Source organism: Patiriisocius sp. Uisw_047 (assembly GCF_047730165.1).
GTDB lineage: Bacteria > Bacteroidota > Bacteroidia > Flavobacteriales > Flavobacteriaceae > Patiriisocius.
This window is the reverse complement of the sequence record NZ_CP159834.1, coordinates 970,029-987,619: the sequence shown is the minus strand read 5'-3', so window position 1 is coordinate 987,619 and position 17,591 is coordinate 970,029. Positions and strand designations below refer to the sequence as shown.

General features: G+C 38.2%; 12 protein-coding genes and 1 tRNA gene. 10 read left to right on the top strand and 3 right to left on the bottom strand.

Features of this window, described 5'->3' with window-relative positions; translation table 11 throughout:
• The first annotated feature begins 42 nt into the window (after positions 1-42).
• From ABXT71_RS04410 to ABXT71_RS04400, 3 genes are all read left to right on the top strand, one after another.
• Positions 43-684 carry a viroplasmin family protein gene (locus ABXT71_RS04410; RefSeq protein ID WP_415372637.1) on the top strand — a complete coding sequence of 214 codons (642 nt, stop codon included), beginning with the start codon at positions 43-45 and terminating at the stop codon, positions 682-684.
• Positions 685-808: 124 nt separating this feature from the next.
• Positions 809-1,732 (top strand): PfkB family carbohydrate kinase, encoded by a 924-nt coding sequence (locus ABXT71_RS04405; protein ID WP_415372636.1) that lies wholly within the window; start codon positions 809-811, stop codon positions 1,730-1,732.
• A 209-nt stretch (positions 1,733-1,941) separates the two neighbouring features.
• Positions 1,942-3,840 (top strand): amidophosphoribosyltransferase, encoded by a 1,899-nt coding sequence (locus ABXT71_RS04400; protein ID WP_415372635.1) that lies wholly within the window; start codon positions 1,942-1,944, stop codon positions 3,838-3,840.
• 1,021 nt (positions 3,841-4,861) lie between these two features.
• Here ABXT71_RS04400 and ABXT71_RS04395 read toward each other — a convergent pair.
• Positions 4,862-5,470, bottom strand: a complete 609-nt coding sequence (locus ABXT71_RS04395) for a superoxide dismutase (RefSeq protein ID WP_415372634.1) — start codon at positions 5,468-5,470, stop codon at positions 4,862-4,864.
• A gap of 165 nt (positions 5,471-5,635) precedes the next feature.
• Between ABXT71_RS04395 and ABXT71_RS04390 the strand changes: the two genes are divergently transcribed.
• The 6 genes from ABXT71_RS04390 to ABXT71_RS04365 all read left to right on the top strand — a co-directional run bounded on the left by ABXT71_RS04390 (position 5,636) and on the right by ABXT71_RS04365 (position 15,276).
• Entirely contained in the window at positions 5,636-8,809 is a 3,174-nt protein-coding gene (locus ABXT71_RS04390) for a UvrD-helicase domain-containing protein (RefSeq protein ID WP_415372633.1), read from the top strand.
• A gap of 14 nt (positions 8,810-8,823) precedes the next feature.
• On the top strand, positions 8,824-10,017 hold the full coding sequence (gene kbl / locus ABXT71_RS04385; protein ID WP_415372632.1) for a glycine C-acetyltransferase: 1,194 nt from the start codon (positions 8,824-8,826) through the stop codon (positions 10,015-10,017).
• A 126-nt stretch (positions 10,018-10,143) separates the two neighbouring features.
• Entirely contained in the window at positions 10,144-11,538 is a 1,395-nt protein-coding gene (locus ABXT71_RS04380; protein ID WP_415372631.1) for an OmpA family protein, read from the top strand.
• Positions 11,539-12,241: 703 nt separating this feature from the next.
• Complete coding sequence (locus ABXT71_RS04375; RefSeq protein ID WP_415373062.1) at positions 12,242-14,338, top strand: PD-(D/E)XK nuclease family protein; 2,097 nt, start codon at positions 12,242-12,244, stop codon at positions 14,336-14,338.
• Positions 14,338-15,177 (top strand): alpha/beta hydrolase family protein, encoded by an 840-nt coding sequence (locus ABXT71_RS04370; RefSeq protein ID WP_415372630.1) that lies wholly within the window; start codon positions 14,338-14,340, stop codon positions 15,175-15,177. The genes ABXT71_RS04375 and ABXT71_RS04370 overlap by 1 nt, the downstream gene beginning before the upstream one ends.
• A 25-nt stretch (positions 15,178-15,202) precedes the next feature.
• A tRNA-Ala gene (locus ABXT71_RS04365) sits at positions 15,203-15,276 on the top strand.
• Positions 15,277-15,364: 88 nt separating this feature from the next.
• On the opposite strand, the gene ABXT71_RS04360 is transcribed toward ABXT71_RS04365, so the two are convergent.
• Positions 15,365-16,120 carry a universal stress protein gene (locus tag ABXT71_RS04360; RefSeq protein WP_415372629.1) on the bottom strand — a complete coding sequence of 252 codons (756 nt, stop codon included), beginning with the start codon at positions 16,118-16,120 and terminating at the stop codon, positions 15,365-15,367.
• A 101-nt stretch (positions 16,121-16,221) separates the two neighbouring features.
• Positions 16,222-17,019 (bottom strand): universal stress protein, encoded by a 798-nt coding sequence (locus ABXT71_RS04355; RefSeq protein ID WP_415372628.1) that lies wholly within the window; start codon positions 17,017-17,019, stop codon positions 16,222-16,224.
• Positions 17,020-17,064: 45 nt separating this feature from the next.
• On the opposite strand from ABXT71_RS04355, the gene ABXT71_RS04350 reads away from it, so the two are divergent.
• A complete protein-coding gene (locus ABXT71_RS04350) occupies positions 17,065-17,571 on the top strand; it encodes a GNAT family N-acetyltransferase (protein WP_415372627.1) in 507 nt (168 codons plus the stop codon).
• The last annotated feature ends 20 nt before the right edge of the window (positions 17,572-17,591 follow it).

Sequence of the window (17,591 nt, the reverse complement as noted above, 5' to 3'; positions counted from 1 at the left end):
TTCAAATCAACTGACACTTCGAATCAACATTAGATAAAAAATATGGCAAAGCCAAAAAAATATTATGTAGTCTGGTTCGGTAATCCTGCTGGAATCTATGACAGTTGGAAAAAATGTCAAGCAGCCATTAAAGGGATTTCTGGCGCACAATATATGAGTTTTGTATCACAGAAGGAAGCCAAGGTTGCCTACAATAAAGATTACAAAGACTATAAAGGAAAAGGAACAAGCAAAAAGAAGAAGACACTCTCTAGCTCAGAAAAAGCGAGCTACGGTGAGCCTAACTTTTACTCTATCTCTGTTGACGCCGCTTCAAGCGGTAATCCTGGAAAAATGGAATACAGAGGTGTAGATACACAAACTCAAAGACAATTATTTCATCAAGGTCCTTTTGAAAAAGGAACCAATAATGTGGGAGAATTTCTAGCCCTAGTTCATGGCCTCGCCTATCTTCAAAAACATAAGAGTGATCGCATACTTTATACAGATTCTAGAATCGCAATGGGCTGGGTCAAGAAAAAGCGCTGCAACACAAAGCTTGCTTGGGGACCAAAAAACAAATCCATTCTAGAGTTAGTAAAGCGAGCAGAAGCTTGGTTAAAAACAAATACCTATCAAACTCATATCGTTAAATGGGAGACAAAAGCTTGGGGAGAAATCCCAGCAGATTTCGGGAGGAAATAAATTCATAATTTAAATTTAACTAGAGTAGTATTCAATAACCGTTAAAACCGCATCTTTTCTAAATATTGATGGACCGCTATTCGTTCTTTTTTGGTAAATTTGCACCTTCATTTTAAACATACCCATGAGTAAACTCGTTATTGTAGGAACTGTCGCTTTTGATGCTATTGAAACTCCTTTTGGTAAGACTGATAAAATACTCGGAGGTGCTGCCACTTATATAGGCTTGTCTGCTTCTCAGTTTGATACAGATAGCGCCATTGTCTCTGTAATAGGAGGCGATTTTCTGCAAGAAGATATTAATATGATGCGGGCAAAAGGAATCAACCTTGACGGTCTTGAGCTTGTAAAAGATGGAAAGTCATTTTTCTGGAGTGGGAAGTATCATAACGATATGAACTCTAGAGATACGCTAGCGACGGAGTTAAATGTGCTTGAAACTTTTAACCCGGTAGTGCCAGAAGCTTATAAAGATGCAGAGGTAGTAATGCTCGGCAACTTGCACCCTATGGTGCAAATGGGGGTTATAGAGCAGATGAATGATCCAAAAATGGTGGTGCTTGACACAATGAATTTCTGGATGGATGTCGCTCTCGACGATCTTAAAAAAGTAATTGCAAAAGTAGACGTGATTACTATAAATGACGAAGAAGCGAGACAACTGAGTGGTGAATATTCTTTAGTCAATGCATCTAAAAAAATAATGGAGATGGGGCCACAGTATGTGGTAATTAAAAAGGGAGAGCACGGAGCATTATTGTTCCATAAAGACCACATGTTTTTTGCTCCTGCCTTACCATTAGCAGAAGTTTTTGATCCCACTGGAGCTGGCGATACCTTTGCTGGTGGTTTTACAGGCTATCTTGCAAAAACAGAAGATTATAGTTTTGAAAATATGAAACGTGCCATTATTTACGGCTCGTGTTTGGCCTCGTTTGCAGTAGAGAAATTTGGGACCGAGCGAATGGAACACCTTACAAGAAAAGAAGTAGATGAGCGCTTGCATCAGTTCAAGAGCTTAACGCAATATGATATAGATTTAAAGTAAAAACGAACGCCTAATTTTTTAGGCGTTTTTTTATTAAAACAAGCAAGGTCACTTCGGATATTTTCTCCATTTGACACCTCGTCTTTTAATAAAAACAGAAGCAGCATTAACAATGATAAGAAGAACCGAAAGGAAACTGCTTTTTATTGAAGCACAAGAGTTGAATAATTAATATTTCCAGAGTACTAAAATAAATCATAACACCCAAGATGAGTGACGCTTTAAAACACGAATGCGGTATCGCAATGGTACGATTACTGAAACCGCTAGAATTTTACAAACAGAAGTACGGGACCGCTTTTTATGGCGTGAACAAGATGTACTTGATGATGGAAAAACAACACAATCGCGGACAAGATGGTGCTGGGTTTGCAAGCATCAAACTGGACGTGGCTCCTGGAGATCGTTATATAAGTAGAGTCCGTTCTAATCAATCACAGCCTATTCAAGATATTTTTGCGCAGATAAACGCACGTATCAATTCTGAAATGGATGCCAATCCAGCGATGAAAAACGATGTGGCGCTTCAGAAAAAAACGATTCCTTATATAGGTGAGTTGTTTTTAGGGCATGTGCGTTACGGAACTTTTGGCGGGAATAGCGTAGAGGCGGTTCACCCTTTTTTACGAACCAATAACTGGATGCACCGTAACCTTATTATTGCCGGAAATTTTAATATGACAAATACGACTGAGCTTTTTGACAACCTCGTTAAGCTTGGTATGCACCCAAAAGAGAAGGCCGACACTATTACGGTCATGGAGAAGATAGGGCACTTTCTGGATGATGCGGTAAACAAGTTATACAAGAAAGCGAAGAAAAAAGGACTAAGCAAGGTGGAAACTTCTCCTTACATAGTAGACAACTTGAACATGGCAAAAGTGCTTAAAAAATCTGCTAAAGATTGGGATGGTGGTTATGCGATGGCTGGTTTATTGGGCCACGGAGATGCGTTTGTGTTGCGCGATCCAGCTGGGATAAGGCCCGCTTTCTATTATCAGGATGATGAAGTAGTGGTAGTGGCTAGTGAGCGCCCTGTAATACAGACTGTGTTTAATGTTCCTTTTGATAAAGTAAAAGAGATTGATCGTGGTGCTGCATTGTTGATACGAAAAGATGGCGAAATTAAAATGGAGCAGATCCTTGAGCCTTTAGAGCAGAAGTCTTGTTCTTTTGAGCGTATCTATTTCTCTCGTGGGAGTGACGCAGAAATTTACCAAGAACGTAAGGAACTTGGGCGTCTCCTTATGCCAAAAGTACTTGAGGCCATTAATTATGACACTGAAAATAGCGTGTTCTCTTTTATCCCGAACACAGCAGAAACTTCTTTTTACGGAATGCTCGATGCCGCTCAAAATGAGCTCAACAAACAGAAAAACGAAGCGATACTTAAAGAAGCAGGTGGCTTGACTGCTGAAAGACTGCACGAGATACAATCGCATAAGATTAGAACAGAGAAGATTGCTATAAAGGATGTAAAGCTGCGTACATTCATTACAGATGAGAGTAGTCGCGATGATTTAGTAGCACACGTTTATGACGTGACATACGGCGTTGTAAAGCCAAAGGACAACTTAGTGATTATTGACGATAGCATCGTTCGAGGTACGACTTTAAAGAAAAGTATTCTCAGAATGCTAGATCGCCTAAACCCTGCAAAAATTGTAGTTGTTTCTTCTGCGCCTCAAATACGTTATCCAGATTGCTATGGTATAGACATGGCCCGTTTAGAACACTTAGTAGCGTTTAATGCAGCCGTTGAATTACATAAAGATCGCGGTACCGATAGCATCATTGAAGAAATCTACCATAAATGTAAAAAGCAATTGGCGCTAAAGGATAATGATGTTATTAATCACGTAAAAGAATTGTACGACCCTTTTACAGATGAAGAGATAAGTGATAAGATAGCAGAGATCATTACAGAAGAAAGTGTGAAAAGCGAGGTTAAAATTATTTTTCAATCTGTGGACGACCTTCATAAGGCATGTCCTAAGAGTTTAGGTGACTGGTACTTTACTGGTAACTATCCTACTAATGGAGGTAATCGAGTTGTAAACCGCGCATATATAAACTTTTACGAAGGAAATCCAGAACGGGCATATTAAAATTTAACAATACCTGTAGGAAAAAGAGCAATTTGTCGGAGATACAAATCACTTCGTCCGAAAGTAAGAATTTTCCGTATTTTAATTAGAGTCCATCAGTATATTTGAATCATTCCATAGCATAAGTAGGTTAAGTTTATGGTAAAAATTGGGAAAAAAAAGACGGACTTCTGTTCGTCTTTTTTATTTCACATAATTTGCGCATCACGCAATCACACAGGACTTAGTGACGATTTTTAAAAATAAGATTAAACACTGAAGTTAAGAGAAAATTGATATTCAAAATATTTTTTCCAATGGAAGATGATAGTGCTAAAAATGTCTTGACAGCTATTTATCTTATTGTTGATTAACTTTCTTTATAGCCGTAACAATTACATTACTAATCACAAATACTTTTGCCCTTCGCTGGATAACTATCTGGACTCAGGTGTTTCTAACCTTTATACGTTAGTTATCTCAACTTTTCTTCTTACAGTTTTATCAGAAAGCCCTCAAGCACAGTGTCGTTCATCGGAAATCCTTCTTTGCCGCTGCTTTTTAACGAGTATTATGGCAATTGGTCTAATAATCATAAAAGTCACAATTAAAATGTGCTATATTTGAATAATACCATAGCATAAGTAGGTTAAGTTCATGGTAGATTTGGGGCAAAAAAAGATGGATCTTTCCATCTTTTTTTATGCGCTAAATTCTGGGTTCGAGAGCACTGTTGGGTTTTGAATTTTTAGCAAAGTATAATCCGAGCGGTTTCACATTCTTAAATAGTCTTTCATCTTTTTTTCTAGGCTTTAATTAACATAAGTATGCGCTTATCCAGATAATCTTCTGGTCTGGAATCACAATCAGCTCCGCCCAGTGAATACCCCTTTTGATTAGAAAACTTAGGATACAAATACGGTACTATTTTTAGAATAACACATAATTTAAACCTTGCTGGTCTTTCCAAAAAAAATCAAACAAAAAATCCCTTCTTCCAAACAAGCAGAAAAAGGGATAATTGAATAATAATTCTATAAATTTATTTATTCTCTAAGAAGCGTTTTCCTACTTCTTCCCAATTAACTACATTAAAAAATGCTGCAACATAATCTGGACGTTTGTTTTGGTAATTTAAGTAGTATGCGTGTTCCCATACATCTAATCCTAAGATAGGACGACCGCCACAACCTACGCCTGGCATTAATGGATTATCTTGATTAGGACACCCACAAATATCAAGTGATCCGTCTTTCATGACACATAAGAAAGCCCATCCTGATCCAAATTGTGTTTTTGCCGCAGTAGAAAACTTCTCTTTAAAATCTGCAAAAGAATTGAATGAGCTTTTAATAGCACTCATTAATTCGCCGCTAGGCTCTCCGCCTCCATCTGAGGACATTACTTGCCAGAAAAGGCTGTGGTTATAAAAACCTCCACCATTATTACGGACTGCTTTATTGTCCATATCAAGATTCATTAAAATGTTCTCGATGGTTTTGCCTTCCATATCAGTTCCTTCAATGGCAGCGTTTAGGTTGTTGGTATATCCCTGATGATGTTTACCATGATGTATTTGCATGGTTCGTTCGTCTATATGTGGCGCTAATGCATCGTATGCATAAGGTAATTTTGGTAATTCAAAAGCCATAGTTCTTGTCTTTAAGTTAATAATTCTTTTCGGTAGCTCAAAGTTACACAAACAAGGTGTATTAAACTGTTAGAGAATTTATAAGATTTTTATAGCACAATAGAGTTCTTTGATACTAGCTTGGTCACGAGAAAGCCGTATTTTTATAGGAATAAAACAACGTCTTTGAAAACTACTGCCCCTTTTTTTATTTATGATGCCGCTGCAGGTAGCGGCAAAACCTACAGTCTAGTCAAGCGTTACTTAAGCGCTTTACTACAGCAGCCTAAAGACAGCTATTATCGCCAACTCCTTGCCTTGACCTTTACAAATAAGGCAGTGGCAGAAATGAAAGAACGCATTGTGGATAGCCTTGTTGAATTTGCAGATGAGCGAGTACTATCTAATGAGCCTCCTATGTTTCTTGACATAGCTAAAACACTACAACTAGAACCCTTGGTTTTACATAAAAGAGCTAGCGACATACTAAGGCATTTACTGCATAACTACGCGGCTTTTAGTGTAGAAACCATAGACAGTTTTAATCATCGATTGATTCGTACTTTTGCTAAAGACCTTAAGCTGCCATCAAACTTTGAGGTAATGCTTGACATTGATGCGCTATTGACCGAAGCCGTTGACGCACTCATTAATAAAGCAGGCACAGACTCGGCAATCACAAAAGTACTTGTCGATTTTGCGATGGAAAAAACGGACGACGATCGTTCTTGGGATATAAGTTTTGACCTATTTGCCGTATCAAAAATGCTCGCTAATGAAGAGGATGCTGCACATCTGATAAAACTTCAAGACAAATCACTTTCAGATTTTATTCACTTTAAACAAGAACTAAGTGTTAAATACAAGAATATTTCGGAAGAAATAATTGAAAAGGCGAAAGTCGTAAACACGAGTATAGCAGCACACGAACTTATTAGGTTAGACTTTAGTAGTGGCTATTTTTATGATCATTTTGTAAAATTGGCGCGTGGAAATTTTGATAGTAATTTACAAACCAAATGGATCCTTAACATAAGAGACAAAGAGTTATACGCAGGAAAAGTAAGGAAAGAACGACCGGATGCCGCAGATGCAATAGACGAGTTGACGCCAGGTTTTATTGAAATAGTAGAAAGTACCTCAGCTCAAATCTCGACGCTTCTTTTTATAGATGCTGTACTTAGAAAAATCACGCCAATTTCTGTAATTAACCTTGTACAAAAAGAACTGGAAGAGATAAAAGTAGAACAAAACGTATTGCCCTTATTTCAATTTAATGCCATTATTAATAAGGAGATAAAAAACCAACCCGCTCCTTTTATTTATGAGCGTATGGGTGAACGATATCGACACTTTTTTGTGGACGAGTTTCAGGACACTTCTGTTATGCAATGGGAAAATTTGCATCCGCTAATTGAAAACACACTCACACAAACCAAAGACAGCAAAGAGGGTTCTTTACTACTTGTGGGCGATGTAAAGCAAGCTATCTATCGCTGGCGTGGCGGCAAACCAGAACAATTTTTAGATATGATTAATGGGCACTCCCCTTTCCCGAGTGTGCAACCGCAGGTTGAAAATTTACCTGTAAACTATCGAAGTTTAAAAGAAGTAGTCACTTTTAACAATGCGTTTTTCACCTATGCTTCAGGCATCTTTAATAACCCGATGCATCAAGAATTGTACTTAGATGGCAATCATCAAGACTCAAATAAGGATCAAGCAGGATATGTAGAAATGTCTTTTGTGGTTGGCGCTAATAAGGCAGAAAAACAAGAGGAGTATAAAGAGAAAACACTAAGCACCATACAAAACCTTCTAGAAAACGACTTTAGTTATAGCGACATTTGCATACTAACGCGACGACGCGCAGATGGAATCATGTTAAGTGATTTTTTAATGGAGCACGAAATCCCTGTTATTTCTTCTGAAACATTATTGCTAGAACAATCTGGTTTTGTACAGGCTATCATAGGCTTATTACAAGTAAGCGTGAGCCCACAAGACAAAGAAACACTGGTAGCTGCTGTTCTTGACTTTTTATATGATCATCTCGATATAAAAGAAGACAAGCATTTCTTCTTTACAGCATTTACAGAACAAAGCACCGAAGCGTTTCCCGAAGTTATCAAAGCATACCATATTGCGTTTTCCTGGGAGAAACTAAGAGAGTCGTCTGTGTATGAAAGTGCAGAGTATATTATTGAACAATTTGGTTTTGCAGATACGGCAGATGCGTACCTCTTCGGTTTTATGGACTTTATCTTTGAGTATGAACAACAGGCTGGCGCAGATACATTAGGATTTTTAGCACATTGGGAAAAGAAAAGAAAGAAGGCATCCATAAGCTCTGGAACTGGGACGGATGGCGTGCAGTTTATGACCGTCCACAAGTCTAAAGGACTTGAGTTTCCTGTTGTGATTTTCCCGTTTGCAGATGTAACTATAAATAAGGAGAATCAAGCCACCACTTGGATTCCCTTGCCAGACGAGTGGCAGTTTGGGTTTGAAGAGACGCTCATTAACTATTCTAGTAAGGTAGCCGGGTTTAGTGAAGCAGGGAGTGAACTCCACAACGTGAGGCAAGAAACCTTACAGTTGGATAATTTAAATTTACTCTATGTAACCCTCACCCGGGCAGTAGAGCAGCTTTATATTTTTTCTGAAACGCCAAGTACTATCAAAACTGGTAATGACATTAAAACATTTCCGCAAGTATTTAAAGGGTTTCTTGAAAGCCAAAGCAAATGGGATGGGGAAGATAAGGTGTATACGTTTGGCACATTTCAGAAGAGACAATTACAAAAAGAGACAGCTACAACTACAGTAAGCCACCCTAACTATATATGTATTGCTCCAGAGCAACACGATATTAAGGTAATCACGAGAGACGCTATGCTTTGGGGAACCAACACCAAAGAAGCCATCGACACTGGGAATTTAGTGCACAACACGATGGAGCTTATTAAACATAAAAGCGATGTAACTCCTGTGTTTTCTGCACTGCAGCTTGGTGGCACTCTTTCTGCAGCCGCGCTCGCATCTTTAAAAGTGGTTGTTTTGCAAATTGTAAATTATCCAGAGTTGGCTTTTTTGTTTGAAAATTTCCGAAGCAGTGAAAATGAACGCGATATTATTACCAAAGACGGACGTGTGTTACGACCAGATCGTTTGGTTTTTCACGAGGACAATGGCGTGACCATCATAGATTATAAAACTGGAAGTCCTAATTATGATCACGACGAGCAGATCACAAGTTATGCCATCGCCTTAATCGATATGGGCTTTGTGATTAGGGATAAAATATTAGTCTATACTAATGAAGAGATCGTGGTAAATAAAGTAAATTTGGGCTCATAAAAACTTACCCTATTATGTACGGAAAAATTAAAGAACATTTACAGCAGGAATTACAAGACATAAAAGATAACGGACTTTATAAAACGGAACGTATTATTACATCACCACAAGGAGCAGAAATAACTATCTCTACGGGCGAAACCGTGTTGAACTTTTGTGCTAACAATTATTTAGGATTGTCATCACATCCAGACGTGATCCAAGCAGCTAAAGATGCAATGGACACCCATGGTTTTGGGATGTCTTCTGTGCGTTTTATCTGCGGAACTCAGGATATACATAAAACACTAGAAGAAAAAATAGCTGAATTTTATAAAACCGAAGACACCATTTTATACGCAGCCGCTTTTGATGCCAACGGAGGTGTGTTTGAACCTTTATTAGGAGCTGGAGATGCTATTATTAGCGATTCTTTAAACCACGCATCTATTATAGATGGTGTGCGTTTGTGTAAAGCGTCCAGGTATCGGTATGCAAATAACAATATGGAAGAACTGGAGACACGCTTGCAAGAAGCTAATGCAGCCGGAGCACGCCACAAGATCATTGTAACAGATGGTGTATTCTCTATGGACGGTGTGGTAGCATCACTAGATAAAATATGTGACCTAGCAGATGCGTATGACGCCATGGTTATGATTGATGAATGTCACGCTACTGGGTTTATTGGTAAAACCGGACGAGGTACCCTAGAAGAAAAGCGCGTGATGGGTAGAATAGATATCATCACAGGTACTTTGGGGAAAGCACTAGGAGGTGCAATGGGAGGTTATACTACAGGTAAAAAAGAAATTATTGAAATATTAAGACAGCGATCTCGTCCTTATCTATTCTCTAACTCGTTAGCCCCTGCCATCGTTGGAGCTTCCATTAAGGTTTTTGAGATGCTCGCTAACGATACCACGCTTCGAGATACGCTAGAAGAAAACACAAATTACTTTAAAAAAGGAATGAAAGCAGCAGGTTTTGACATAGTAGAAGGTGATTCTGCTATTGTCCCAGTAATGCTTTACGATGCGAAGTTGTCTCAAAATATGGCAAACATGCTTTTAGAACAAGGTATCTACGTAATCGGCTTCTTTTATCCCGTAGTACCAAAGAATAAAGCTCGAATAAGGGTACAACTATCTGCTGCGCACACTAAGATCCATCTAGATAAGGCAATAAGCGCATTTATATCTGTTGGTGAAAAACTATCTGTTATTTAAGCCTGTGTACTTAACTTAGCCCTGTACCGTGTGTATTTATGAAAAATTTAATAGATTTGCTTTTGTTAATAAACATTAACAAGTTACTTTTGTGATTAATTAACACTTAAAATTAAACAATCGAATATGAAACATCTTAACATTTTATTCGTTGCAGCTTGCCTAGTATTGGGTTTTAGTTCAGCGAATGCGCAAGACGAAAACAACCCATGGGCTGTTGAAATCGGTGTGAACGCAGTAGACACTTTTCCTGTTGGTCTTAGAGACGGTCAAACAACGGAAGATAGCATGAACGGAGAATTTGCTTCTGAGTTCTTCAACATTGAGGATCACTGGAATATCCTTCCTTCTGTATCTAGATTAGCGATTTCACGCTATGTAGGTAGTAATTTTTCTATAGGAGTAGCGGGAACAATTAACAGAATCGAAAAGGTTGGTGACGTAATAGTAGATGACTTAAGTTACTATGGTGCGGATGGAGAGATTAAATATAGCTTTAGAGATTTAGTTAACGGTGCTGGTGGATGGTTAGACCCATCTCTAGGAATCGGTGGTGGATACACTTGGTTAAATGACCAAGGATTTGGTACTGCAAACGGTATTGTTAGTGTACGCTTCTGGTTATCAGAACAATTTGCACTTAACGCACAGTCTGCTTACAAGTATGCATTTGATGATGCTACCGGAACAAAGCACATGCAACACAGTTTAGGTCTTGTATTTAAATTTGGCGGATCTGATAGAGACGGTGATGGAATCTACGATCAAGATGATGAGTGTCCAGATACTCCAGGTCTTGCAGAATTTAACGGATGTCCTGATACTGACGGTGACGGAATCGAAGACAGAGAAGATGCTTGTCCTGATGCCGCAGGTTCTGCAGAGATGATGGGATGCCCTGACACTGACGGTGATGGTCTTGCTGACAATAAAGACAACTGTCCTACTGAAGCTGGTCCTGCTGCAAACGATGGTTGCCCATGGCCCGATACTGATGGTGACAGTGTGCTTGACAAAGATGACGCTTGTCCTGATGAAGCTGGTTCTGCTGCAAACAACGGTTGCGCAGACAGAGATGGTGACAGTGTACTTGATAAAGATGATGAATGTCCAGATGTTCCTGGAACAGTAGCTAGAAAAGGATGTCCTGAGCCACAAATCACAACTGAGATCATGGAGCAATTGAACCAATACTCTAGAACTATCTTATTTGACTATAACAAAACTACGGTTCGTCAAGATTCTTACTCTGCTATTCAGTCAATGATTGATATTATGAATGAGTACGAAACAACTAATTTCCTTATTGAAGGACATTCAGATAGTAGTGGAAGAGACACTTACAACTTAGAGCTTTCTGAGAAAAGAGCTAGTTCTGTTAAGCTATACTTAGAAAGTAAAGGTGTAGATAGCGCTAGATTAAGTTCTTTAGGATATGGTGAAACTCGTCCTAAAGCGTCGAATCAAACTTCTGCTGGAAGACAAGAAAACAGACGTGTTGAAGTTTCTTTAGTAAAATAAGTTTATTAAAAATACACAATAAGTTTTATTAGAAACGCCTCCTTTTTAAGGGGGCGTTTCTTATTTTTAGGGTATGCAAAAATTTCTGGAAGAAACCCTTGATTACCTTGATGCCAACTACGATTCTCTTTCAGACCTTACCCTAATTCTACCTAGTAAACGTGCGGGTGGTTTCCTTTTAGACTATTTAAAGAAACGCTCTAATAAAACTGCGTTTGCCCCGAGGATAATAAACATCGAAGCTTTTATAGAAGAGGTGGCTAACTTAAAAATAGTTGACAACACACAACTATTGTTTAAGAGCTATGCCGTGTATCAAACGCTGGTTGCTGTTAAAGAAAAAGAATCTTTTGGCTCCTATAGCACTTGGGCAACAACACTTCTTGGAGATTTTAATGAAATAGACAGATATCTTCTAGACCATCAATCCTTCTTTAATTATCTAGCAAGTATTCAAGATGTGAATCACTGGTATCTCAAACAAGACAAAACACCACTTATAGAGAGCTATTTAACCTTCTGGAATAGCCTTCCAGAGTTTTATAAAACACTTAAAGATTCACTATTAAAAAATGACAACGGTTATCAGGGACTTGTTAATAGAAAAGCCGCAGAAGAGATTGAACACTATATCGCGGCAAAACAAAATACAAAACACATCTTTATTGGCTTTAATGCTTTGAACAAAGCAGAACAGGTTATTATGCAAGAATTAGTAGCTGCTAACCTCGCCGAAATTATCTGGGACGCGGACAGCAATTTCTTCGATGATAACACGCACAGTGTTTCCTTATTTATGCGGGAATACGCTAGTAAATGGAAAATCTATAATAGCCAACCATTTTCAATACAGAGTACTCATTTTTTAAAACCCAAAAAAATAGCACTTGTTGAAGCTTCAAAAAACATATCGCAGGTAAAATATGTAGGAGATCTGTTGTCAAAAATGAGCGCAGCAGCACTGGAAGAAACAGCAATAATACTAGCAGACGAAGCATTGTTAGTGCCTATGCTTCATTCTTTGCCGGCAAATGTAAAGAAGGTCAATGTTACTATGGGAGTGCCCTTAGCTACGTTTCCGTTGTCGTCATTCTTTGACATCTTATTGCAACTTAAAATTAAGGATACCTCGCAAATCTATTATCGAGACATTAATAATATTGTGACCCATCCTTTTGGCAAACTATTATTTAAAAATGGGGGCGACATCATCACATATCTGCAAGAAAACAACATTGCCTATAGCTCATTAGATCAATTGCTTACTATAGCAAAAGAAGACACTACCATTACAAGACTATTATTCACAAATTGGAATGGCGCTGAAAATAATACAATTAAAAATTGCTTGGCTTGTATCGACATCGCTAAAGAACAAGACGATCTAGGAGCGACAGATCGCGCTGTGCTATTTCAGCTTCAAAGCGTTTTTAAGCAGCTAGAATCGCTTCAAGAACAATACGCTTACCTAGATAGCATCAGCGCCATACACAGCCTCTATAAGCAGCTTTTAGGGACAGAAACCTTAGACTTTAAAGGCGACGCCTATGATGGTCTTCAGATTATGGGTTTGTTAGAATCCAGAGTCTTAGATTTTAAGAACGTGATAATGACCTCGGTTAACGAAGGCACTTTGCCTTCTGGAAAAACGAACGCCTCTTTTATTACGTATGACTTAAAACAACAATTCGAACTTCCTAAATACACAGAAAAAGATGCTATCTATGCCTATCACTTTTATCACGCGATACAACGCGCAGAAAATTGCACATTACTCTACAACACCCATTCAGATGGAATAAACACGGGTGAGAAGAGTAGGTTTATTAAGCAATTAGAAGTGTATAATCTCCCCAATCACGAGCTGTCAAAAACCGTGATTGCTCACAAGATTGCTATTTCGACCCCAGAAAAGAAAACAGTGCAAAAGACAGAAGCTGTGATGGAAATCATTCATAAAATGGCCGCCGGTTATTTGTCTCCCTCTGCTTTGACAAGCTATATTAGAAACCCATTAGACTTTTACAAACAACGTATCTTAAGGTTAAAAGAGCTAGAAGAAGTAGAAGAAACCGTTGCGGCAAATACCATGGGAACCATCGTACACAACACACTGGAAAATCTATACAAGCCGCTTCTCAATAACATCCTTACTACAGAAATATTAAAGGCATTATTACCCCTTATAGAAAATGAAGTGAAGCAACAGTTTTCTGATGTGTACAAAGAAGGCGATTATACAAGAGGGAAAAACCTCATCATTTATGAAGTGGTCAAGAAATTTGTGAGCAATTTTATTAACCTAGAAATTAAAGATGTTGAAGCAGGAAACGAGATAGTGGTGACCGCACTAGAAGAAGAATTTAAAGAGTCTCTAGATGTTCCTGGCATCAACTTCCCCGTAATACTTGGAGGAAAAGTTGACCGAATAGACCGCTACAACGGCGTCCTGAGAATTATTGATTATAAAACTGGAAAAGTAAACGCCTCTGACCTTCACATAGTCGAATGGGATGTGATTACAGAAGAATATAAATACAGCAAAGCTTTTCAAGTACTCGCCTATGCTACCATGTATCAAAGCAAATATGGTCTCGATACCGCAGAAGCAGGAATCATCTCATTCAAAAACTTAGGTGCAGGTTTCTTAAAGTTTGCTACAAAACCCGCTGCCGCAAGTAGAACAAAAAACGCCATCATTGATGAAGAGGTATTAGCCCAGTATAAGGAGCAGCTCTTCGCTATCATTACTGAAATATTAAATCCTGAAATTCCCTTTACAGAAAAAGAAATCATCTAATGATTAGAGACACAAACAATATTTTAACTGGGGGTAAAAAGCCCATCCTCTTTGACTGTTTTTATACCAAAACATTACAGCCAAAACCTATTGTCATTTATTGTCACGGGTATAAAGGATTTAAAGACTGGGGTGCGTGGGATCTTGTTGCAGAAGCTTTTGCAAATGCCGGTTTTTTCTTCGTGAAGTTTAACTTCTCTCACAACGGTGGGACCATGGCGCAAGCCATAGATTTTCCAGACCTGGAGTCCTTTGCCCAAAACAATTACTCAACAGAACTTGAAGATGTAGATCGAATAATCTCGCACCTTATGACCACAGAAAAATATCTTGCCGAAACAGACAAGGACGTAATTTCTCTCATTGGCCATAGTCGTGGAGGTGGCATTGCACTTATCAAAGCTGAAGAAGACCCTCGTATTTCCAAAGTAATAACTTGGGCAGGAGTGAGCGACTACAGATCTAGATTTAAAGAAGAATCGGACGGCTTTAAAGATTGGGAAAAATCGGGACGATTCTATGTAAAGAATGGAAGAACCAAACAGAAGATGCCACACAACTGGCAATTCTACACAGATTTTCTTTCTAATGAAGCACGACTTACAATAAGTAGAGCTGCAAAATCTCTCCATAAACCTTGGTTAATTATTCACGGAAACGCAGACACTTCTGTTCCTATTGAAGAAGGTGAAGCATTACATCGCTGGAGTACTCAAAGCAGTTTTGAAATAATCAAGGGCGCCAATCACGTCTTCGGGACTAGTCATCCTTGGGAGCTTAACACACTGCCCGAACATCTTGAAAAAGTGCTTGAAAAAAGCATTCTGTTTTTGGAATAATTGCGTTACTTTAGCGCTTATTAATGGGGGATTAGCTCAGTTGGCTAGAGCGTCTGGCTGGCAGTCAGAAGGCCATCGGTTCGAATCCGATATTCTCCACTTTTCCAATAAACAGTATTCTGTTTAAAACAAAAAGGACAAACCACACATTGTGATTTGTCCTTTTATCTTTTGAGATTTCTTTTTATTATTCTCTTTCTTTTAATATCAATAAAGGCTTCGTCGTGAAAAACTGCTTCTTTAAAGTCTGCTCGTTCTGGCGTATTAATTTTTTAAAGAAACCCCCTGTATTCTTCCTTCTTAAAACACATAACATTTCTGGATTGATTGCCATAAAATGCTCAGTGATTCCCTGAAATACAGTTGCGTTTTCCGTAATTATATGCTCGCTTGAAAGCTTCTTTAATCCAGCTTGAATCTCTCTTGGATTTTCTGCAGTATCCGGTGTAACAACTTGCAAAACCGTTACCTCGGCTTGAAACTTATCTACAAAAGATTCTAGGGTGTCAGATGCTTCTGTAGATTCAATCGTTGCGTTTTTGTGCGCAAATAAAATAGAAGACAAACGTCTAAAGAAATAGTCTTGAGGCACAATCAATAATGGCAAAGATGTATTTTTAATAATCTTTGTCGTCACTGGTCCTAAATAGACTTCATCTTTAATGTCTAAACTTTTGGGCGACAGTATAATCATATCAATATGCAACGTGTTTGAAAGCTCTGTAATCCCCTCAAAAACATCACCAGTAATTGGCTTAGATACCACTTGCACATCTAGTGTATTTGTGTTTTCTAATACTTCTTTAATAATAAGCTCTGTGTTTCCCGTCTTAATGCAAGTAACATAAATACGGGCATTATAGACTGCGGCAAGACTTGTCGCGTAGCGAAGGTTATTGATTCCGTTCTTTACAGAGGCAACTGGGACTAAAATATTTTTCATAAGTAACTAAGCGTAATAGTGTTATAAATAACCTCGAGTCTTCAAAAATTTTGCGCAAAAATACTCCTTAATTATGAATGCACCATAAAAGTATCTTATCTTTAATAATCCTGCACGCCAAGAACAAAAAGCGGCTTAGAAGTATAGAATTCTTTTTTTAGAATAATGTTCTTTTCCCAGAGTTTTGAGAAAAAGCCTCTCTGTCGTCTTACTACACAAATAAAATCTGGATTCATTTGCTGAAAGTGCTCTACCACTCCTAGAAAAGTAGATGCATTTTCTGTTTTAATGTAAGTTTTTTTAATTTTCATAAGCTTCTTACTTACGCCTAACATTTCCAAAGTACTTTCTGGAGTTTCTACATGAAGCAAGTTTACTTCTAGGTTAAACTTTTTAGTTAAGTAAGCCAATGGCTCCAGGGTCTTATTCTTTTTAAATTGTCCATTCTTGAAAGCCATCATCACCGTTTTTGGCTTCTCAAAAACTACGTCTTCTGGCACAACCAGTACTGGAACTGAAGTGCTTTTAACTAGTTTTCCAGATGTTTTACCTAAAAAGACTTCTTCACGTATACTGTTACTTCGTGGCGAAATCACCATTAAATCTACGGGAACATGTTTATTGAACCGCTTTACTCCATCTAGCACATCACCCTTGATAGGGTGCGCTACCACCGTTACGCCTTTTGTGTCGACAGCCGCCATAACTTCTGCAATTCTATTTTTAGAATCTTCTTTCATGATTTCATTTAACTTTGTAAGGCCACCCACTTTTGAGACTTGCTTAAATACAGAAATCACATACACATTTGCATCCACCTCCTTAGCAAGATCAATTGCATATTGCAAATTACTTACCGCACTTTTTGACGATCCCACAGGAACTAATATATTTTTCATACCGAAATTGCTATCTTTAAACGACTGCAAAATTACTTGATAAAAATGATACGGAAAGCTAAACCCTCAAATATTGACAAAATTATCACAATTACGCGCACCTGTGCCGCCTATATGATTTCGCAAAATATCTATCAATGGAACGAACATTATCCCAATGTGCTTGCTTTTGAAAATGATCTCGCCAGAGGAGAATTATATGTTCTTTTAGATAGTGCTTCAGAAAATTTAATGGGTTGTATTACCATATCTACATTAAAAGATAGTGAATACGATGAGATAGACTGGCTCACTGTCGATGGATCAAACTACTATATACACCGCCTAGCAATCCACCCTGACTTTCAACATCAAGGCTACGCTAAAAAACTAATGGATTTTGCCGAAGACTTTGTTAAGAATAAAAAAGCGAGCTCTATAAGACTCGATACTTTTAGTTTAAACACCCGCAATCAACAGTTTTATAAACATCGCGGATATCAACAGCTAGGGAGTATCTTTTTCCCCAAGCAGAGTGATGCTCCTTTTTATTGCTATGAGCTAGTGTTGTAAACATACATCAAGTAAATTAT